The 17,935-nt window shown below is 57.6% G+C and carries 16 protein-coding genes; 13 read left to right on the plus strand and 3 right to left on the minus strand.

Features of this window, described 5'->3' with window-relative positions; translation table 11 throughout:
• The first annotated feature begins 73 nt into the window (after positions 1–73).
• Genes rnc through acpS form a run of 5 tightly spaced genes read left to right on the plus strand, consistent with a single transcriptional unit; the run spans position 74 to position 3,526 of the window.
• Positions 74–754, plus strand: coding sequence for a ribonuclease III (gene rnc / locus E0L16_RS05260; protein ID WP_003860711.1), 681 nt, complete (start codon positions 74–76; stop codon positions 752–754).
• Positions 751–1,656: a GTPase Era gene (gene era, locus E0L16_RS05265; protein WP_003860709.1), complete on the plus strand. Its 906-nt coding sequence runs from the start codon at positions 751–753 to the stop codon at positions 1,654–1,656. The genes rnc and era overlap by 4 nt, the downstream gene beginning before the upstream one ends.
• 17 nt (positions 1,657–1,673) lie before the next feature.
• Positions 1,674–2,381 (plus strand): DNA repair protein RecO, encoded by a 708-nt coding sequence (gene recO / locus E0L16_RS05270; RefSeq protein WP_063867962.1) that lies wholly within the window; start codon positions 1,674–1,676, stop codon positions 2,379–2,381.
• Between the two features lie 33 nt (positions 2,382–2,414).
• Positions 2,415–3,146: a pyridoxine 5'-phosphate synthase gene (gene pdxJ, locus E0L16_RS05275; RefSeq protein ID WP_107533537.1), complete on the plus strand. Its 732-nt coding sequence runs from the start codon at positions 2,415–2,417 to the stop codon at positions 3,144–3,146.
• Entirely contained in the window at positions 3,146–3,526 is a 381-nt protein-coding gene (acpS, locus tag E0L16_RS05280) for a holo-ACP synthase (RefSeq protein WP_063867967.1), read from the plus strand. The genes pdxJ and acpS overlap by 1 nt, the downstream gene beginning before the upstream one ends.
• Here acpS and E0L16_RS05285 read toward each other — a convergent pair.
• Together E0L16_RS05285 and E0L16_RS05290 are read right to left on the minus strand one after the other, a co-directional pair.
• A complete protein-coding gene (locus tag E0L16_RS05285) occupies positions 3,523–3,783 on the minus strand; it encodes a YfhL family 4Fe-4S dicluster ferredoxin (RefSeq protein ID WP_023300734.1) in 261 nt (86 codons plus the stop codon). The two genes, acpS and E0L16_RS05285, sit on opposite strands and share 4 nt — an antisense overlap.
• A 56-nt stretch (positions 3,784–3,839) precedes the next feature.
• Positions 3,840–4,688 (minus strand): MurR/RpiR family transcriptional regulator, encoded by an 849-nt coding sequence (locus E0L16_RS05290; protein ID WP_063450540.1) that lies wholly within the window; start codon positions 4,686–4,688, stop codon positions 3,840–3,842.
• A 118-nt stretch (positions 4,689–4,806) separates the two neighbouring features.
• On the opposite strand from E0L16_RS05290, the gene murQ reads away from it, so the two are divergent.
• The 4 genes from murQ to tadA are packed head-to-tail and all read left to right on the plus strand — an operon-like array spanning position 4,807 to position 8,280.
• On the plus strand, positions 4,807–5,703 hold the full coding sequence (murQ, locus tag E0L16_RS05295) for an N-acetylmuramic acid 6-phosphate etherase (protein WP_131636469.1): 897 nt from the start codon (positions 4,807–4,809) through the stop codon (positions 5,701–5,703).
• 9 nt (positions 5,704–5,712) lie between these two features.
• Positions 5,713–7,077 carry a PTS transporter subunit EIIC gene (locus E0L16_RS05300; protein ID WP_131636470.1) on the plus strand — a complete coding sequence of 455 codons (1,365 nt, stop codon included), beginning with the start codon at positions 5,713–5,715 and terminating at the stop codon, positions 7,075–7,077.
• A 3-nt stretch (positions 7,078–7,080) separates the two neighbouring features.
• Complete coding sequence (gene yfhb / locus E0L16_RS05305; RefSeq protein WP_063450537.1) at positions 7,081–7,716, plus strand: phosphatidylglycerophosphatase C; 636 nt, start codon at positions 7,081–7,083, stop codon at positions 7,714–7,716.
• A gap of 24 nt (positions 7,717–7,740) precedes the next feature.
• On the plus strand, positions 7,741–8,280 hold the full coding sequence (gene tadA, locus E0L16_RS05310; protein ID WP_022651606.1) for a tRNA adenosine(34) deaminase TadA: 540 nt from the start codon (positions 7,741–7,743) through the stop codon (positions 8,278–8,280).
• Here tadA and mltF read toward each other — a convergent pair.
• Positions 8,168–9,718: a membrane-bound lytic murein transglycosylase MltF gene (gene mltF, locus E0L16_RS05315; RefSeq protein WP_131636471.1), complete on the minus strand. Its 1,551-nt coding sequence runs from the start codon at positions 9,716–9,718 to the stop codon at positions 8,168–8,170. The two genes, tadA and mltF, sit on opposite strands and share 113 nt — an antisense overlap.
• A gap of 267 nt (positions 9,719–9,985) precedes the next feature.
• Between mltF and purL the strand changes: the two genes are divergently transcribed.
• The 4 genes from purL to glrR all read left to right on the plus strand — a co-directional run bounded on the left by purL (position 9,986) and on the right by glrR (position 17,922).
• The gene (gene purL, locus E0L16_RS05320; RefSeq protein WP_131636472.1) at positions 9,986–13,873 is read left to right on the plus strand and encodes a phosphoribosylformylglycinamidine synthase; all 3,888 of its coding nucleotides are present in this window, start codon (positions 9,986–9,988) and stop codon (positions 13,871–13,873) included.
• A gap of 532 nt (positions 13,874–14,405) precedes the next feature.
• A complete protein-coding gene (gene qseE, locus E0L16_RS05325; protein ID WP_165498398.1) occupies positions 14,406–15,839 on the plus strand; it encodes a two component system sensor histidine kinase QseE/GlrK in 1,434 nt (477 codons plus the stop codon).
• Entirely contained in the window at positions 15,836–16,588 is a 753-nt protein-coding gene (gene qseG, locus E0L16_RS05330; protein WP_063867977.1) for a two-component system QseEF-associated lipoprotein QseG, read from the plus strand. The genes qseE and qseG overlap by 4 nt, the downstream gene beginning before the upstream one ends.
• Positions 16,585–17,922 (plus strand): two-component system response regulator GlrR, encoded by a 1,338-nt coding sequence (gene glrR, locus E0L16_RS05335; protein ID WP_063450531.1) that lies wholly within the window; start codon positions 16,585–16,587, stop codon positions 17,920–17,922. The genes qseG and glrR overlap by 4 nt, the downstream gene beginning before the upstream one ends.
• Positions 17,923–17,935 lie beyond the last annotated feature (13 nt).

Below are 17,935 nucleotides of genomic sequence, written 5' to 3' on the forward strand. Positions count from 1 at the left end.
CACGAAACCGCGTTGGTTTTCTCAGGTCGGTTTCGTGTGCTGCATTTTTGACGCATTCATTTATTGGTATCGCATGAACCCCATCGTAATTAATCGGCTTCAACGGAAGCTGGGCTACACTTTTCATCATCAGGAGTTGTTGCAACAGGCATTAACCCATCGCAGTGCCAGCAGCAAACATAATGAGCGTCTCGAGTTTTTGGGCGACTCTATTTTAAGCTTCGTGATTGCGAATGCGCTTTATCATCGTTTTCCGCGTGTGGACGAAGGTGATATGAGCCGCATGCGCGCCACGCTGGTGCGCGGCAACACCCTCGCTGAAATCGCACGCGAGTTTGAGCTGGGTGAATGTCTGCGTCTGGGGCCGGGTGAGCTGAAAAGTGGTGGATTCCGTCGTGAATCCATTCTTGCCGATACGGTCGAGGCCTTAATCGGTGGCGTGTTCCTGGACAGCGATATCCAGACCGTAGAAAAGCTGATCCTGAACTGGTATCAGACCCGTCTGGACGAAATCAGCCCGGGCGATAAGCAAAAAGATCCGAAAACGCGTCTGCAAGAATATTTGCAGGGTCGTCACCTCCCGCTGCCATCCTATCTGGTGGTGCAGGTGCGTGGCGAAGCGCACGATCAGGAATTTACCATCCATTGCCAGGTCAGTGGCCTGAGTGAACCGGTGGTCGGCACGGGTTCAAGCCGTCGTAAGGCTGAACAGGCTGCCGCCGAACAGGCGTTAAAAATGCTGGAGCTGGAATGAGCATCGACAAAACCTATTGCGGATTTATTGCCATCGTCGGACGTCCGAACGTTGGCAAATCCACCCTGCTGAATAATCTGCTTGGGCAGAAGATTTCTATCACCTCGCGTAAGGCGCAGACCACGCGTCACCGCATCGTCGGTATCCATACTGAAGGCGCGTATCAGGCGATTTACGTCGATACCCCGGGCCTGCACATGGAGGAGAAGCGCGCCATCAACCGTCTGATGAACAAGGCGGCGAGCAGCTCCATTGGCGACGTAGAGCTGGTGATTTTCGTTGTGGAAGGCACCCGCTGGACGCCGGACGACGAAATGGTCCTGAACAAGCTGCGCGACGGCAAAACGCCGGTGATCCTCGCGGTCAATAAAGTGGACAACGTGCAGGAAAAAGCCGATCTGCTGCCACACCTACAGTGGCTGGGCAGCCAGATGAACTTCCTGGACATCGTTCCGCTGTCTGCGGAAACCGGTCTGAACGTTGATACCATTGCCGGCATCGTACGTAAGCACTTGCCAGAAGCGACTCATCACTTCCCGGAAGATTACATCACCGATCGCTCGCAGCGCTTTATGGCCTCTGAAATCATCCGCGAGAAGCTGATGCGTTTCCTGGGCGCAGAGCTGCCGTACTCGGTCACGGTTGAGATCGAGCGTTTCCAGTCGAACGAGCGCGGCGGTTACGATATCAATGGTCTGATCCTCGTTGAGCGTGAAGGTCAGAAGAAGATGGTGATCGGCAATAAAGGCGCCAAGATCAAAACTATCGGAATCGAAGCCCGTAAAGACATGCAGGACATGTTTGAAGCACCGGTTCACCTGGAACTGTGGGTGAAAGTGAAATCTGGCTGGGCCGATGATGAGCGTGCGCTGCGCAGCCTCGGTTACGGCGAAGACCAGTAAACAAAGACGGCGAGCATATGGATGGATGGCAGCGCGCCTTTGTCCTGCACAGTCGTCCCTGGAGCGAAACCAGCCTGATGCTGGACGTCTTCACGGAAGAGTCCGGTCGCGTGCGCCTTGTTGCCAAAGGCGCACGTTCCAAACGTTCTAATCTCAAAGGTGCCTTACAGCCTTTTACCCCGCTGCTGGTCCGCTTTGGCGGGCGAGGGGAAGTCAAAACCCTGCGCAGTGCTGAAGCCGTCTCCCTCGCGCTTCCTCTTTCTGGCATCACGCTCTACAGCGGTTTGTACGTCAACGAACTTATCTCACGGGTGCTTGAACATGAGACCCGCTTCTCTGAACTTTTCTTTGATTACCTGCACTGTATTCAGTCGCTCGCTGGCGCAACCGGCACCCCTGAGCCTACGCTGCGTCGTTTCGAGCTGGCGCTGCTCGGTCACCTTGGATACGGCGTCGATTTTCTGCACTGTGCGGGGAGTGGGGACGAGGTAGAAGATACCATGACCTATCGCTATCGTGAGGAAAAGGGCTTTATTGCCAGCGTCGTCGTTGATAACAGCACCTTTACCGGACGCCAGCTCAGAGCACTGTATGAACGCGAGTTCCCGGACGCCGACACCCTGCGCGCCGCAAAACGCTTTACCCGAATTGCGCTCAAGCCGTATCTTGGTGGCAAGCCCTTAAAGAGCCGCGAATTATTCAGGCAGTTTATGCCGAAACGTTAGACCACAGCATCAGAAAGAAAACCGAGGATTGTCATGGCTGAATTACTGTTAGGCGTCAACATCGACCATATCGCCACTCTGCGCAACGCGCGCGGCACCGCGTATCCGGATCCGGTTCAGGCGGCATTTATCGCTGAACAGGCTGGGGCGGACGGCATTACCGTCCACCTGCGTGAAGACCGTCGCCACATCACCGATCGCGACGTGCGCATCCTGCGCCAGACGCTGGATACCCGCATGAACCTGGAGATGGCGGTAACGGAAGAGATGCTGACGATTGCCTGCGATACGAAGCCGCACTTCTGCTGTCTGGTGCCGGAAAAGCGTCAGGAAGTGACGACCGAAGGCGGTCTGGACGTGGCGGGGCAGCTCGACAAAATGCGCGACGCCTGCAAACGCCTGGCGGATGCCGGTATCCTGGTTTCCCTGTTTATCGACGCCGATTTCAGCCAGATTAAAGCCGCGGCCGACGCGGGCGCGCCGTACATTGAAATTCACACCGGCTGCTATGCTGATGCTGAAAATGACGCTGAACAGGCTAAAGAGCTGGAGCGTATTGCCAAAGCGGCAACCTACGCGGCCAGTCTGGGCCTGAAGGTTAACGCCGGACACGGCCTGACCTATCACAACGTGAAGGCCATTGCTGCTCTGCCGGAAATGCACGAGCTGAACATCGGCCACGCGATTATTGGCCGGGCGGTAATGAGCGGCCTGAAAGAGGCAGTTTCAGAGATGAAGCGCCTGATGCTGGAAGCACGTCAGTAATGGCCATTCTGGGCTTAGGTACCGATATCGTTGAAATAGCCCGCATCGAAGCGGTGATCGCCCGCAGCGGCGATCGCCTGGCAAGACGCGTGCTGAGCGATAACGAATGGGCCATCTGGGAGGCGCATCAACAGCCGGTGCGCTTTCTGGCAAAGCGTTTTGCGGTAAAAGAGGCGGCGGCGAAAGCGTTCGGCACGGGCATTCGTAACGGCCTGGCGTTTAACCAGTTTGAAGTCTTTAACGATGAGCTGGGTAAACCACGTCTGCGCTTATGGGGCGAGGCGCTTAAGCTGGCGGAAACGCTGGGCGTGGCGCACATGCACGTAACGCTGGCAGATGAACGCCACTATGCCTGTGCAACGGTAATTATCGAGAGTTAAATTTTGTCCGCATGGTGCATCAGGACAAACTTATCCCACAGCTGTTCTTCGTTCTCGACGTGTGCCGGATCTTTTAAGATCGTATTGGGGATTGGGCACACCTTCTGGCAGGTCGGCGTTTCATAGTGGCCGATGCACTCGGTGCAGCGGTCGCTGTTAATCTCATAAATGCTGTCGCCCATCGAAATCGCCTGGTTAGGGCATTCGGGTTCGCACATATCGCAGTTGATGCATTTTTTAGTGATTAACAGCGCCATCGGGAAATTCTCAGAAACATCACAAACAGGGCGGGCATTATACGCGCATTTTGTGCTCAGACCAGTTTTTTTACCAGCTCTTCGCTGTGGCGAATTCGCTCTGGCGCACGCTCCAGATCCTGCTGAACCAGCGCCATAAACAGCAGATCCGTCAGCATCATTTGCGCACTTGTTGAGGAAATAGCCGCGCTGCGAGTGGCCTGTTCCTCGGCAATGGTATAGAGACAGCGCGTTGCCCGCTGCTGGAGCGCATTGGGGCTAAAGCCGGTAATGGCCAAAATTTTCCCCCCCACGCGCAGGGCCTCGTCGGTGGCCATATTTATCTCCCGGCGCTCGCCGGAATAGGAGATGGCCAGCAGCACATCGTCAGGATCCATCGCCTGAACGGTTGCCAGCAGCGCGTGCATATCCTGCTCAACGATGGCGTTATAGCCGATTTTGGTCAGCTTCCAGCCAAAGTTACGCGCCACCAGCCCGGATGCCCCAATCCCGGTCAATACAATGCGCCGCGCGTCGCGAAGCATGGCGACGCTTTCCAGCAGCTTCTCTTCGGTGTTCACGTCCAGCGTGGCATGCATTGCCGCCACGTTCTCCTTAATCAGCTTTTCACCGACCAGACGCATCGGATCGTCGCCGCGGATCTGGTTATGCACCGGCATAGACTGCGGGTTAGGGTTGCTCACCAGCGCTTCGCTGATGGCCAGCTTCAGCGCCGGAAAGCCCTTAAACCCAATCTTCTGGGCAAACTTCACCACGCTTGACTGGCTCACCCCGGCTTCGCCTGCCAGCTGCTGCGAACTCAGGTGCCGCGCGCGATCGGGTTGAGAGAGTAAAAAATCCGCGAGCTTTTTGTCACTCTGGGCAAAGCCTGCGTAGCGCTGACGAATGCGAATTAAACAGTTCATACGATCTCCTGGCGAAAATGTGATTGCCTGCGCAAATACGGATTTTGCTCGCCTGAATGAATTTTATATTCCATTATAGTGCGTTTATTATGAATTAAAAATTCCAGAGGTACATAACATGAATCTAGGCTCTCTTGTTTCTGAAACGCGTAACCCGCAAACCATGGATCTTGACGCGCTCTCCACGCTTGAGCTGGTAAACCGCTTTAATCAACAGGATACCCTCGTCGCGCTGGCAGTCAAAGAGACATTGCCTGAGGTAGCAAAAGCCGTGGACGCCGCTGCCGACGCGCTGAAAGCCGGAGGACGCATTATTTATATGGGGGCGGGAACCAGCGGGCGCCTCGGTGTGCTGGATGCTTCCGAGTGTCCGCCGACCTTTGGCGTTCCGCACGGCCTGGTCGTGGGCCTGATTGCCGGCGGCCCTGGCGCGCTGCTGAAAGCGGTGGAAGGAGCAGAAGATAATAAACAGCTTGGGGAAGATGACCTCAGGATGCTGAACCTGACCGCGCAGGATCTGGTGGTCGGGCTGGCGGCTTCCGGGCGTACGCCGTACGTCATTGGCGGGCTGGAATATGCCCGGAAGATCGGGTGCACCACGGTCGCCATCTCCTGCAACCCCGGCTCGCCGATAGCGCAGGTAGCGGACATTGCCATCTCGCCTGTCGTTGGGCCCGAGGCGTTAACCGGCTCGACGCGTCTGAAGTCGGGTACCGCGCAGAAGCTGGTGCTCAATATGATCTCCACCGGCGCGATGGTGAAATTCGGCAAGGTCTACCAAAACCTGATGGTGGACATGCAGGCGACCAACGTCAAGCTGGTGGACAGAGCGTGCCGCATGGTGATGGAAGCGACGGGCGCCGCGCGTGAAGAGGCGGAAAAGGTGCTTCAGCAGACCGATCACGACGTCAAACCGGCCATTCTGATGATATTAACCGGGCTGGATGCAGCCGCGGCCAGAGCCAGACTCGATGCCCATCACGGGTTTTTACGGGCGGCATTAGAACACGAATAAGAGGCGTGTATGGACAAAACAGCAGCGCTCGCCAGCGACATCCTGCTCGGGATCGGTGGGGAAAACAATATTCAGCGTCTGGAAAACTGCATGACGCGCGTGCGCGTCGAGGTGCATAACGACGACAAGCTCGATGTCACGCGCCTGAAGCAGCTTCCCGGCGTGAGCGGGTACGTTAAGCAGGGGCAACAGCATCAGCTGATTGTCGGCCCGGGCAAAGCGGCGCAGGTGGTTGACGCCATGCGCGCTCTGATGACGGGCGGGGAAACGGCTCATGCCGTTGACGACGCGGAGCGCACCAAAGCGCAGGCGAAAGCCAGGTATAAAGCCCCTATGAGCGACGCGCTGCGCCAGCTGGCCAACGTCTTTATTCCGCTGATCCCGGCGTTTATTGCGTCGGGGCTGATCACCGGGATTATCAATATCCTTAAGCGTCCGGATATTGTCGGGGATTTTGCCACGCAGTATCCGAACCTGCTGGGCATTCTCGCCATTTTCGGCAGCGCGGTGTTTGCCATCATGAACATTCTGGTGGGGGTGAATACCGCCAAAGTGTTCGGCGGCTCGCTGGCGATGGGCGGCGTGATGGCCGGGATCCTCTCCAGCCCGCAGCTGGCGCAAATTACGCTGTTTGGCGAGGCGCTTCAGCCTGGCCGAGGTGGGGTGATTGCCGTGCTGCTGGTGGTGATCCTGATGTGCTGGATCGAGAAAAGGCTGCGCGCGGTACTGCCCGGCTCGATTGAGCTGATTCTCAATCCATTGCTGACCACGCTGATTACCGGAAGCGTGGCGATTGTGGCTCTGCAACCGCTGGGCGGCTGGATCTCGGAAGCCATCGCCCACGGCGCGTCTCTGGCTATCGATCGCGGCGGGTTGCTGGTAGGCGCCGTACTGTCCGGAACCTTCCTGCCGTTAGTCCTGACCGGTCTGCATCAGGGGATGGTGCCGATCCACGTCGAACTGGTGCAGGCGCACGGCTATAACGCGCTGCTGCCGATCCTGTCGATGGCGGGCGTTGGGCAGGTCGGTGCGGCCATCGCGATACTGATGAAAACCCGCAACGCACGTCTGAAAAAGGTCATTAAAGGGGCGCTGCCGGTCGGGTTACTCGGTATCGGCGAGCCGCTGATTTTCGGCGTTACGCTGCCGCTGGGTAAACCGTTCCTGGCCGCCTGCCTCGGCGGTGCGGTGGGCGGGGCGCTGATCAGCTACTGGAAAGTGGCGACCGTTATCACCTTTGGGATCTCCGGTTTACCGCTGGCATTAACCATCGTGACCGGAAAAGTCATGCTCTATCTGTTAGGCTATCTGGTAGCGGTGATCGCCGGGTTCCTGTTTACCTGGCTGTTAGGATTCAACGACCCAGAGGAGTAAGGTTTGGCCAATCACGAGCGTCGCGTTGTTTTTTTCGATCTGGATGGAACGCTGCACCAGCAGGATATGTTCGGCACGTTTATGCGCTACCTGCTGCGGCGCCAGCCCCTTAACGCGCTGCTGGTATTGCCTCTTTTACCCGTTATTGGCATCGCGCTGCTGGTGAAAGGCCGTGCAGCGCGCTGGCCGATGAGCCTGCTGCTCTGGGGATGTACGTTTGGTCATAGCGAAGCGCGTCTTAAGCAGCTTGAGCAGGATTTTGCCCACTGGTTTCGCGGGCACGTGGCCGCGTTTCCCGTGGTACAGGCGCGCCTCACCAGCTACCTCGACGCCAACGACGCCGATATCTGGCTGATTACCGGCTCCCCGCAGACGCTGGTGGAGCAGGTCTATTTTGATACCCCCTGGCTGCCGCGCGTGAATCTTATCGCTACGCAAATCTCACGCGGCTACGGCGGCTGGGTCCTGACGATGCGCTGCCTGGGGCATGAAAAAGTGGTCCAGCTGGAAAAACGCATCGGCACACCGCTGCGTTTGTACAGCGGCTACAGCGACAGCAAGCAGGATAACCCGCTGCTCTATTTTTGCCAGCACCGCTGGCGCGTCACGCCTCTGGGTGAACTTCAGCAACTCGAATAGTCTTATCTATAACGGCTGTGTATAATGCCGCCCGCTTTTCGACTGGAGTATCAGCCCTTGTCCAACCCTGAACACAATCATGAATACTGGATGCGCCACGCGCTGGCGCTGGCTCAGCGCGCCTGGGAAGAGGGCGAAGTGCCCGTGGGCGCGGTGCTGGTCCATAACAATCAGGTGATTGGAGAAGGGTGGAACCGTCCTATTGGCCGCCACGATCCTACCGCGCATGCTGAAATCATGGCGCTTCGTCAGGGCGGACTGGTACTGCAAAACTATCGTCTGCTTGATACCACACTCTACGTCACCCTTGAACCGTGCGTGATGTGCTCCGGGGCAATGGTGCACAGCCGAATCGGCACGCTGGTATTTGGCGCGCGGGATGAAAAGACGGGCGCTGCCGGCTCGCTGATGGACGTGCTTGGGCATCCGGGTATGAACCACCAGGTGAAAACTATCGGTGGGGTACTTGCACCAGAATGTTCGGGTCTGTTAAGTGACTTTTTTCGAATGCGTCGGCAGCAGAAAAAGCAACAAAAGGCAGAATTGAAGCCGCAGGGTGATTAAGCTCGTCCGGTGCGACCACCGGATAGCTTTCAGCCAGCTGTTGTGCCTCGGTTGCCTCTTTTTCTTTCTCCAGCAAATACCCCACCAGGCTTATCTGATACTTACGAATATTCTCCACGTAGGCATACGCTTCATGCCCGCGCGCATAGCCGTACGTCAGCTTTTTATACCACTGTTTCTGGCTAAGCAGCGGCAGGCGCTGTTTTACATCAGACCAGCTGTCCGGATTACCTTTTGTTTTCGCCGTCAGCGCGCGCGCGTCGAGCATATGCGCATAGCCCATGTTATAGGCGGCCAGCGCAAACCAGATCCGCTCGCCTTCCGGGACCGTCTCCGGCACTTTTGCCATCATATCCTGCAAATATTGCGCGCCGCCGCTGATGCTCTGTTCCGCATCGGTCCGGTCGCTGATGCCGAGGCTCTGGGCGGTATTTTTGGTCAGCATCATCAACCCGCGCACGCCCGTCGGGGAGGTGGCCTGAGCATCCCAGTGTGATTCCTGGTAGGAAATCGCCGCCAGCAGCTTCCAGTCAATTTCCTGTGCGTATTTCTCAAACAGCGGTTGCAGCTCCGGCAGCACGCTGTCCACCGCGCGCAGGAAGGTGCGGGTGTCCACGTAATCAAAATCGTCACCGTGACCGAGATATTTCTCTTCCAGACGCGCCAGGGTGCCGTCTTCATTGATGGAATTAAAGAAATCGAGCATGGCCGCAGAAACGGTCTGATCGTCGTCTAGCGGGGTAAACCAGGTTACCGGCTGTTCGTCGGTCACATCCAGCGCCACGGCGATTTCAGGATGAACGCGCTGGAAGAGGCTGATCGCTACCGAATCAGCAATGGTATAGGCCAGCTTTTTATCCTTTACCTGCTCCAGCAATGCGTTGGTGCCCAGTTTCGGGTCAACCTTCCAGCTGAGGTTCGGGTATTTTTTCTCTTTTAATTCCCGCAGATCGTCAATCACCACGTGGCCGGGGGCGATGGTTAACTGCTGTTCGGTGATGTCGGCCAGCGAGCGCGGGCGCAGGCTACCCACACGGTAAACCACCTGCTGCGACACGGAATAATAGGTTGGGCCCGGCTGATAGTTTTTGCTCCGCTCGGTGTTGTATACCAGTCCGGCGGCAAGGATATCGGCGCGGTTATGATCCAGGTCGTCAAACAGCTGGTTAATGTTTTGTCGCACGGTGACCTTCAGCTTTACGCCCAGATAGTCTGCAAACAGCCGTGCGAGTTCGTAATCAAGCCCAATGGTTTTACCGTTGATATCGTCATAAATAAGCGGGGAAGAGAGGGTACTGACGCGCAGCTCCCCCCGCTCCTGAATGGCGGCGATACGGTTCTCGGCTTTGCCGAACCAGGGGATAGAAGGCCAGAGGGCCACTGCCAGCAGCAACGTAACAATGCCGATGAGCAGATAATTAATCTTTAATTTTTTCAATTAGTTAATTCTCTGCGACGCCGGATGCCTCAGTGTGCTGTAGTCATGTTATGAATAGGGTTTGCCATTGATTGAGCGGCATTTTGCGCAAAGTAGCGCCAGTTGGCAACCAATTAGAGAGACAGGTCACATCTATTGTTAAACATAATGGATGATTTTATTTCGACGCAAACGGTTTCGTCGGCGCTCAGGATTCTCTATAATGACGCCCGTTTTCCCCCCTTGCGCACACTGTAAGCGCCCCGGCGCTTCGAAGACGAGAGACTTATGATGGAAATTCTGCGTGGTTCGCCTGCACTGTCTGCCTTCCGTATTAACAAACTGCTGGCACGTTTTCAGGCGGCCGACCTTCCGGTAAGCAATATTTACGCTGAGTATGTCCATTTTGCTGACCTGAATGCCCCTCTGAATGCAGAGGAGCGCGTACAGCTGGAACGCCTGCTTAAATATGGCCCAAGCCTGAGCAGCCATACGCCGACCGGCAAACTGATCCTTGCCACGCCACGTCCGGGCACCATCTCCCCCTGGTCTTCCAAAGCAACGGATATCGCCCACAACTGCGGCCTGAGCCAGATTAACCGTCTGGAGCGCGGCGTAGCGTACTATGTGGAAGCGTCGACCCTGAGCGACGCGCAGTGGCAGGCCGTTGCGGCAGAGCTGCACGACCGCATGATGGAGAGCGTGTTTGCCTCTCTGGATGAGGCGCAGAAGCTGTTTTCCCACCATCAGCCTGCGCCGGTACAGAGCGTAGACCTGCTGGGGCAGGGGCGTCAGGCGCTGATCGACGCAAACCTGCGTCTGGGTCTGGCACTCGCAGAAGATGAAATTGACTACCTTCAGGATGCATTTGTTAAGCTGAACCGCAACCCGAACGACATCGAACTGTATATGTTCGCGCAGGCCAACTCTGAGCACTGCCGCCACAAGATTTTCAACGCCGACTGGATTATCGACGGCGAACTGCAGCCGAAGTCGCTGTTCAAAATGATCAAAAACACCATGGAGCAAACCCCTGACCATGTGCTGTCTGCCTATAAGGACAACGCCGCGGTAATGGAAGGTTCCGAGGTGGGCCGCTTCTTCGCCGACCGCGAGGCAGGGCGTTATGACTTCCATCAGGAGCCTGCGCATATCCTGATGAAAGTGGAAACCCACAACCACCCGACGGCAATCTCGCCGTGGCCGGGTGCGGCGACGGGTTCCGGCGGTGAAATCCGTGACGAAGGTGCGACGGGGCGCGGCGCTAAACCAAAAGCGGGTCTGGTCGGTTTCTCCGTTTCCAACCTGCGTATCCCGGGCTTTGAACAGCCGTGGGAAGAAGATTTCGGCAAGCCAGAGCGCATCGTGACCGCGCTGGATATCATGACCGAAGGCCCGCTGGGCGGCGCGGCGTTCAACAACGAATTTGGTCGTCCGGCGCTGAACGGCTACTTCCGTACCTATGAAGAGAAAGTGGACAGCCACAACGGTGAAGAGCTGCGCGGTTACCACAAACCGATCATGCTGGCGGGCGGGATCGGCAACATTCGCGCCGATCACGTGCAGAAAGGTGAGATCGTCGTCGGCGCGAAGCTGATCGTGCTCGGCGGTCCGGCCATGAACATCGGTCTGGGCGGTGGTGCAGCCTCGTCTATGGCTTCCGGCCAGTCTGATGCGGATCTCGATTTCGCCTCCGTGCAGCGCGACAACCCGGAGATGGAGCGTCGCTGTCAGGAAGTGATCGACCGCTGCTGGCAGCTGGGCGATGCTAACCCGATCCTGTTCATCCACGACGTGGGCGCGGGCGGTCTGTCCAACGCCATGCCGGAGCTGGTGAGCGACGGTGGTCGCGGTGGCCGTTTCAACCTGCGCGACATCCTGAGCGATGAGCCGGGCATGAGCCCGCTGGAAATCTGGTGTAACGAATCCCAGGAGCGCTACGTGCTGGCGGTGGCCGCCGATCAGCTGCCGCTGTTTGACGAGCTGTGCCGTCGCGAGCGCGCGCCGTATGCCGTCATCGGTGAAGCGACCGAAGAGCAGCACCTCTCCTTGAGCGATACCCACTTTGACAACCAGCCGATCGATCTGCCGCTGGACGTGCTGCTCGGCAAAACGCCGAAGATGACCCGCGACGTCACCACCCGCAAAGCGGCGGGCAAAGCGCTGGACCGCCAGGGCATTACCGTTGCGGACGCGGTGAATCGCGTACTGCACCTCCCGGCCGTGGCAGAGAAAACGTTCCTGGTCACCATCGGCGACCGTACCGTAACCGGTATGGTGTCGCGCGATCAGATGGTCGGCCCGTGGCAGATCCCGGTCGCTAACTGCGCCGTGACCACCGCGAGCCTCGACAGCTACTACGGCGAAGCGATGGCGCTGGGCGAACGTACGCCGGTGGCGCTGCTGGACTTCGCCGCCTCTGCGCGACTGGCCGTTGGTGAAGCGCTGACCAACATTGCCGCCACGCAGATTGGTGATATTAAACGCATCAAGCTTTCCGCGAACTGGATGGCCGCTGCCGGTCACCCGGGTGAAGATGCAGGCCTGTATGAAGCGGTGAAAGCGGTGGGCGAAGAGCTGTGTCCTGCACTCGGCCTGACCATTCCGGTGGGTAAAGACTCCATGTCGATGAAAACCCGCTGGCAGGAGGGTAACGAGCAGCGCGAGATGACCTCTCCGCTGTCGCTGGTGATCACCGCGTTTGCCCGCGTAGAAGACGTACGCCATACCGTTACGCCGCAGCTGGCGACCGAAGATAACGCCCTGCTGCTGATTGACCTCGGCAAAGGCCATAACGCACTGGGCGCAACCGCGCTGGCGCAGGTTTACCGTCAGCTCGGCGATAAGCCAACCGACGTGCGTGACGTCGTCCAGCTTAAAGGCTTCTACGACGCGATCCAGGCGCTGGTGGCACAGCGCAAGCTGCTGGCCTACCACGACCGCTCCGACGGTGGCCTGCTGGTCACCCTGGCAGAGATGACCTTCACCGGCCACTGCGGCGTGGAAGCGAACATTGGCGCTCTTGGCGAAGACCGCCTGGCAGCGCTGTTTAACGAAGAGCTGGGCGCGGTGATTCAGGTCCGCGCCGCAGACCGCGAGGCGGTGGAAGCTCTCCTTGCGAAGCACGGTCTGGCAGACTGCGTGCACTACCTGGGGAAAGCAGTGCAGGGTGACCGCTTCGTGATTGAAGCCGACGGCCACGCGGTGTTCAGCGAAAGCCGTACCACGCTGCGTATGTGGTGGGCGGAAACCACCTGGCAGATGCAGCGCCTGCGCGACAACCCGGAATGCGCCGATCAGGAACATAACGCGAAGGCCAATGACCAGGATCCAGGCCTGAACGTGAAGCTCTCCTTCGACATCAACGAAGACATTGCCGCACCGTACATTGCGACCGGCGCGCGTCCGAAAGTGGCCGTGCTGCGCGAGCAGGGCGTTAACTCCCACGTTGAGATGGCGGCTGCCTTCCACCGGGCGGGCTTCGACGCCATTGATGTTCACATGAGCGACCTGCTGGCGGGACGTACCGGGCTGGATGATTTCCAGGCGCTGGTGGCCTGTGGCGGTTTCTCCTACGGCGACGTGCTGGGCGCGGGCGAAGGCTGGGCGAAGTCCATCCTGTTCAACAGCCGCGTGCGTGACGAGTTCGAGACCTTCTTCCATCGCCCGCAGACGCTGGCGCTGGGCGTCTGTAATGGCTGCCAGATGATGTCTAACCTGCGCGAGCTGATCCCGGGCAGTGAAGCCTGGCCGCGCTTTGTGCGCAACCAGTCTGACCGCTTCGAAGCGCGCTTTAGCCTGGTAGAGGTGACTCAGAGCCCGTCTCTGCTGTTGCAGGGGATGATGGGGTCTCAGATGCCAATCGCGGTGTCGCACGGTGAAGGTCAGGTTGAAGTGCGCGATGCGGCGCATCTGGCTCAGCTTGAAAGCAAAGGGCTGGTGGCGCTGCGCTTCGTTGATAACTTCGGCAAGGTCACCGAAACCTATCCGGCTAACCCGAACGGTTCGGCAAATGGTATTACTGCGGTCACCAGCGAAAGCGGTCGCGTAACGATCATGATGCCGCACCCGGAGCGAGTCTTCCGTACCGTGAGCAACTCCTGGCACCCGGAAAACTGGGGCGAGGACAGCCCGTGGATGCGCATTTTCCGCAACGCGCGTAAACAGTTGGGTTAAGGTTTAGCGTACTACCTGTAGGCCCGGTGAGCGTGAGCGCCACCGGGCTTTTTTATACCTGTCGCAAAATCGCGACAATCCTTTGGTTTGAGTGTCTCCAAAAAGAGACATTTAACTTATTGATTTATATATGGCATGACAGGTTCCCGTTAAGGTGTTGCTTAATAGCGACACTTAGGCTGAAAACTATTCACGTCGCTTTCAATACACTTATGTAATAAAATCTTTTGTAATCATAAAGATAATCGATTTTTTTGCATTCTGGCACGCGAGTTGCATTACAGTAGTCAGTGGCTCATTCACCTTCTTATGTCAGCCCCTTCGGGACGTGCTACATAAACTTCGAATGACGCACAAAAAGGTGCCTGCCGTCCAACTACTGATTATTGCAATGCTTTATCAGGCCAGGGCGAAACGTCGAGTTAGGCACCGCCTTTTTCCATGACAAAGCCGGGTTTTTACCCGGCTTTGTTGTATCTGAAGGGCAGACTCAGTTACGCTCTCCTCAAACCCGGATGAAGAGAGTAATGTGTTGAAACGCTGGCCCGCTTTCCCTCGCTCCCTGCGACAGCTCGTTATGATGGCCTTCCTGCTGATCCTGCTACCTTTGCTGGTGCTGGCCTGGCAGGCCTGGCAAAGCCTGAACGCGTTAAGCGCCCAGGCGGCGCTGACTAACCGCACCACGCTTATTGATGCGCGCCGTAGCGAGGCGATGACCAACGCCGCGCTGGAGATGGAGCGTAGCTATCGCCAGTACTGCGTGCTGGACGACCGCACGCTGGAAAGGGTGTATCAGAATCAGCGTAAACGCTACAGCGAAATGCTGGACGCCCATGCCGGGGTGCTGCCGGATGACAAACTCTATCAGGCGCTGCGTCAGGATCTGAACGATCTGGCGCAGCTCCAGTGCAAAAACAGCGGTCCTGATGCCGCCGCCGCCGCACGGCTTGAAGCCTTCGCGAATGCCAACACGGAGATGGTTCAGTCCACCCGTACGGTAATCTTTTCCCGCGGACAGCAGCTCCAGCAGGAGATTGCCGAGCGCGGCCAGTTCTTTGGCTGGCAGGCGCTGGTGCTGTTTCTGGTCAGCCTGGGGCTGGTGCTGCTCTTTACCCGCATGATCATCGGCCCCGTGAAGGGGATCCAGCGGATGATTAACCGCCTGGGAGAGGGAAAATCCCTCGGGGATACCGTCGTTTTTAAAGGCCCGCGCGAGCTGCGCTCGGTCGGCCAGCGCATTATCTGGCTCTCAGAGCGTCTGGCGTGGCTGGAATCCCAGCGTCACCAGTTTCTGCGCCATATCTCACACGAACTCAAAACACCGCTGGCCAGCATGCGTGAAGGCACGGAGCTGCTGGCCGACGAAGTGGCGGGGCCGTTAACGCCTGAGCAAAAAGAGATCGTGGCGATTCTGGATGCCAGCAGCCGCAATTTACAGAAACTTATCGAACAATTGCTGGACTATAACCGCAAGCTGGCGGATGGTGCTGTGGTGCTCGAGAGGGTTGAAATAGAACCGCTGGTGGATATGGTTATCTCCGCCCATAGCCTGCCAGCAAGAGCTAAAATGATGCATACCCAGGTGGATCTCAACGCGCCAGCCTGTCTTGCAGAACCGATGCTGTTAATGAGCGTGCTGGATAATCTTTATTCCAATGCGGTGCACTATGGTACTGAATCCGGTACCATTTATATCAGAAGCAATAACAACGGTTCGCGGGTATTTATTGACGTAGCGAATACGGGAAGCCCGATTCCGGATGATGAAAAAACGATGATCTTTGAACCCTTCTTCCAGGGGAGTCATCAGCGAAAAGGTGCGGTAAAAGGAAGTGGTCTGGGGCTGAGTATTGCCCGCGACTGCATACGACGCATGCAGGGTGAGCTTAACATCGTGAGTGATGAACGCGCCGATGTCTGTTTTCGTATCGAACTGCCTCTTGAGCCGGAAAAATCAATGAAATGAATAACAACCTGGTGAGTATGTCACACGTCTTTTATCGCGCACTGCGCGCGGTGTTTTCCAGCAAAAATATGCGCCTGAGCCTGCCCTGCCTGCTGCTGGCAGGCTGTGTCACCCATGCACCAAAAAGTGCAATTAGTCACAAACAGGAAGATAAATGGCCGCAAAAACAGCTGGCCGACTTCCTTTCAACACGTTGCGATGATATCTGGAGCCTGTCGGGACACGATGTCGAATCCAACCCGCTGTTCTGGCTGCGGGGAATAGACTGCGCCCAGCGTCTGGCCCCCGCCGAGGCCCGTGCGCAGGCGGCGATGCTGGTGGACGACACCTGGCAGGACGCGTTTAAACGTGGGATCGTAATGGCCGATGCCAGAATCACCCCCGTCGAACGCCGCGCCAACGTGACGCGGCTCGATACTTACGTAATCAATATTCCCTCGCAGGTGCGCCCGGTCTATCAGCTCTGGCGGGACGGACAAACCCTGCAATTACAGCTGTCTGAAGAGCGTTTCCGCTACAGCAAATTGCAGCAGTCGAGCGACAGCGAGCTTGATGCGCTGCGCCAGCAGCAGGAGTCGCTGCGCGAGCAGCTTGATACCACCACGCGCAAGCTTGAGAATCTGACCGATATCGAAAGACAGCTCTCGACGCGTAAGCCGGCAGGCAGCTATCTGCCCGACGGGTCGAAAGGCAACTCTGCCACGACGCCAGACGGTGAGACGCCGAAACAAGAGGATGTGAAGCCATGACAAGCCGTAAACCTGCCCATCTGTTACTGGTGGATGACGATCCCGGTTTATTAAAGCTGTTGGGGATGCGTCTGGTCAGCGAAGGCTACAGCGTGGTCACCGCTGAAAGCGGGCAGGAGGGGCTGAAAGTGCTCAGCCGCGAGAAAATCGATCTGGTGATCAGCGATTTACGCATGGATGAAATGGACGGCCTGCAACTGTTCGCGGAGATCCAGAAGCAGCAGCCCGGGATGCCGGTCATTATCCTCACCGCACACGGATCCATTCCGGATGCGGTGGCCGCGACGCAGCAGGGCGTGTTCAGCTTCCTCACCAAACCGGTGGATAAAGACGCCCTCTACAAAGCGATCGACAGCGCCCTTGAGCACGCGGCGCCCTCTGGCGACGACGCCTGGCGTGAATCCATCGTAACGCGAAGCCCGGTTATGCTGCGCCTGCTGGAACAGGCGCGGATGGTGGCGCAATCAGACGTTAGCGTGTTGATCAACGGCCAGAGCGGGACCGGGAAAGAGATCCTCGCCCAGGCGATCCACAACGCCAGCCCGCGCAGTAAAAATGCTTTCATTGCCATTAACTGTGGCGCGTTGCCGGAACAGCTGCTTGAGTCTGAGCTCTTTGGTCACGCCCGCGGCGCCTTTACCGGCGCGGTGAGCAGCCGTGAAGGGCTATTCCAGGCGGCTGAGGGCGGCACGCTGTTTCTCGATGAAATTGGCGATATGCCCGCGCCGTTGCAGGTCAAACTGCTGCGCGTGTTGCAGGAGCGAAAAGTGCGTCCGCTCGGCAGCAACCGCGATATTGACATCAACGTGCGTATTATTTCCGCCACCCACCGTGATTTACCCAAGGCGATGGCGCGCAACGAGTTCCGCGAAGATCTCTACTACCGACTGAATGTCGTCAACCTGAAAATTCCGGCGCTGGCCGAGCGCGCGGAAGATATTCCGCTGCTGGCAAACCATCTTTTGCGACAGGCCGCAGACCGCCACAAACCGTTTGTGCGCGCGTTCTCCACCGATGCGATGAAGCGCCTGATGACGGCAAGCTGGCCGGGCAACGTGCGTCAGCTGGTGAACGTGATTGAGCAGTGCGTGGCGCTGACCTCATCGCCCGTGATCAGCGATGCGCTGGTGGAGCAGGCGCTGGAAGGGGAAAACACGGCCTTACCGACGTTTGCGGAAGCGCGAAATCAGTTCGAGCTGAACTATCTGCGCAAGCTGCTGCAAATCACCAAAGGCAACGTTACCCACGCGGCGCGCATGGCCGGGCGTAACCGTACCGAGTTCTATAAACTCCTCTCACGCCACGAGCTGGAAGCGAACGATTTTAAAGAGTAGTACCGCAAAATCC

The sequence above is a fragment of the Enterobacter quasihormaechei genome, assembly GCF_004331385.1.
Taxonomy (GTDB): Bacteria; Pseudomonadota; Gammaproteobacteria; order Enterobacterales; family Enterobacteriaceae; genus Enterobacter; species Enterobacter quasihormaechei.

Coding starts and splice junctions, on each gene's coding strand:
- E0L16_RS05285 (WP_023300734.1), bottom strand. CDS start 3,783: ATGGCGCTGTTAATCACTAAAAAATGCATCAACTGCGATATGTGCGAA.
- purL (WP_131636472.1), top strand. CDS start 9,986: ATGATGGAAATTCTGCGTGGTTCGCCTGCACTGTCTGCCTTCCGTATT.
- era (WP_003860709.1), top strand. CDS start 751: ATGAGCATCGACAAAACCTATTGCGGATTTATTGCCATCGTCGGACGT.
- tadA (WP_022651606.1), top strand. CDS start 7,741: ATGCCGCCCGCTTTTCGACTGGAGTATCAGCCCTTGTCCAACCCTGAA.
- acpS (WP_063867967.1), top strand. CDS start 3,146: ATGGCCATTCTGGGCTTAGGTACCGATATCGTTGAAATAGCCCGCATC.
- E0L16_RS05300 (WP_131636470.1), top strand. CDS start 5,713: ATGGACAAAACAGCAGCGCTCGCCAGCGACATCCTGCTCGGGATCGGT.
- rnc (WP_003860711.1), top strand. CDS start 74: ATGAACCCCATCGTAATTAATCGGCTTCAACGGAAGCTGGGCTACACT.
- qseG (WP_063867977.1), top strand. CDS start 15,836: ATGAATAACAACCTGGTGAGTATGTCACACGTCTTTTATCGCGCACTG.
- recO (WP_063867962.1), top strand. CDS start 1,674: ATGGATGGATGGCAGCGCGCCTTTGTCCTGCACAGTCGTCCCTGGAGC.
- glrR (WP_063450531.1), top strand. CDS start 16,585: ATGACAAGCCGTAAACCTGCCCATCTGTTACTGGTGGATGACGATCCC.
- E0L16_RS05290 (WP_063450540.1), bottom strand. CDS start 4,688: ATGAACTGTTTAATTCGCATTCGTCAGCGCTACGCAGGCTTTGCCCAG.
- murQ (WP_131636469.1), top strand. CDS start 4,807: ATGAATCTAGGCTCTCTTGTTTCTGAAACGCGTAACCCGCAAACCATG.
- pdxJ (WP_107533537.1), top strand. CDS start 2,415: ATGGCTGAATTACTGTTAGGCGTCAACATCGACCATATCGCCACTCTG.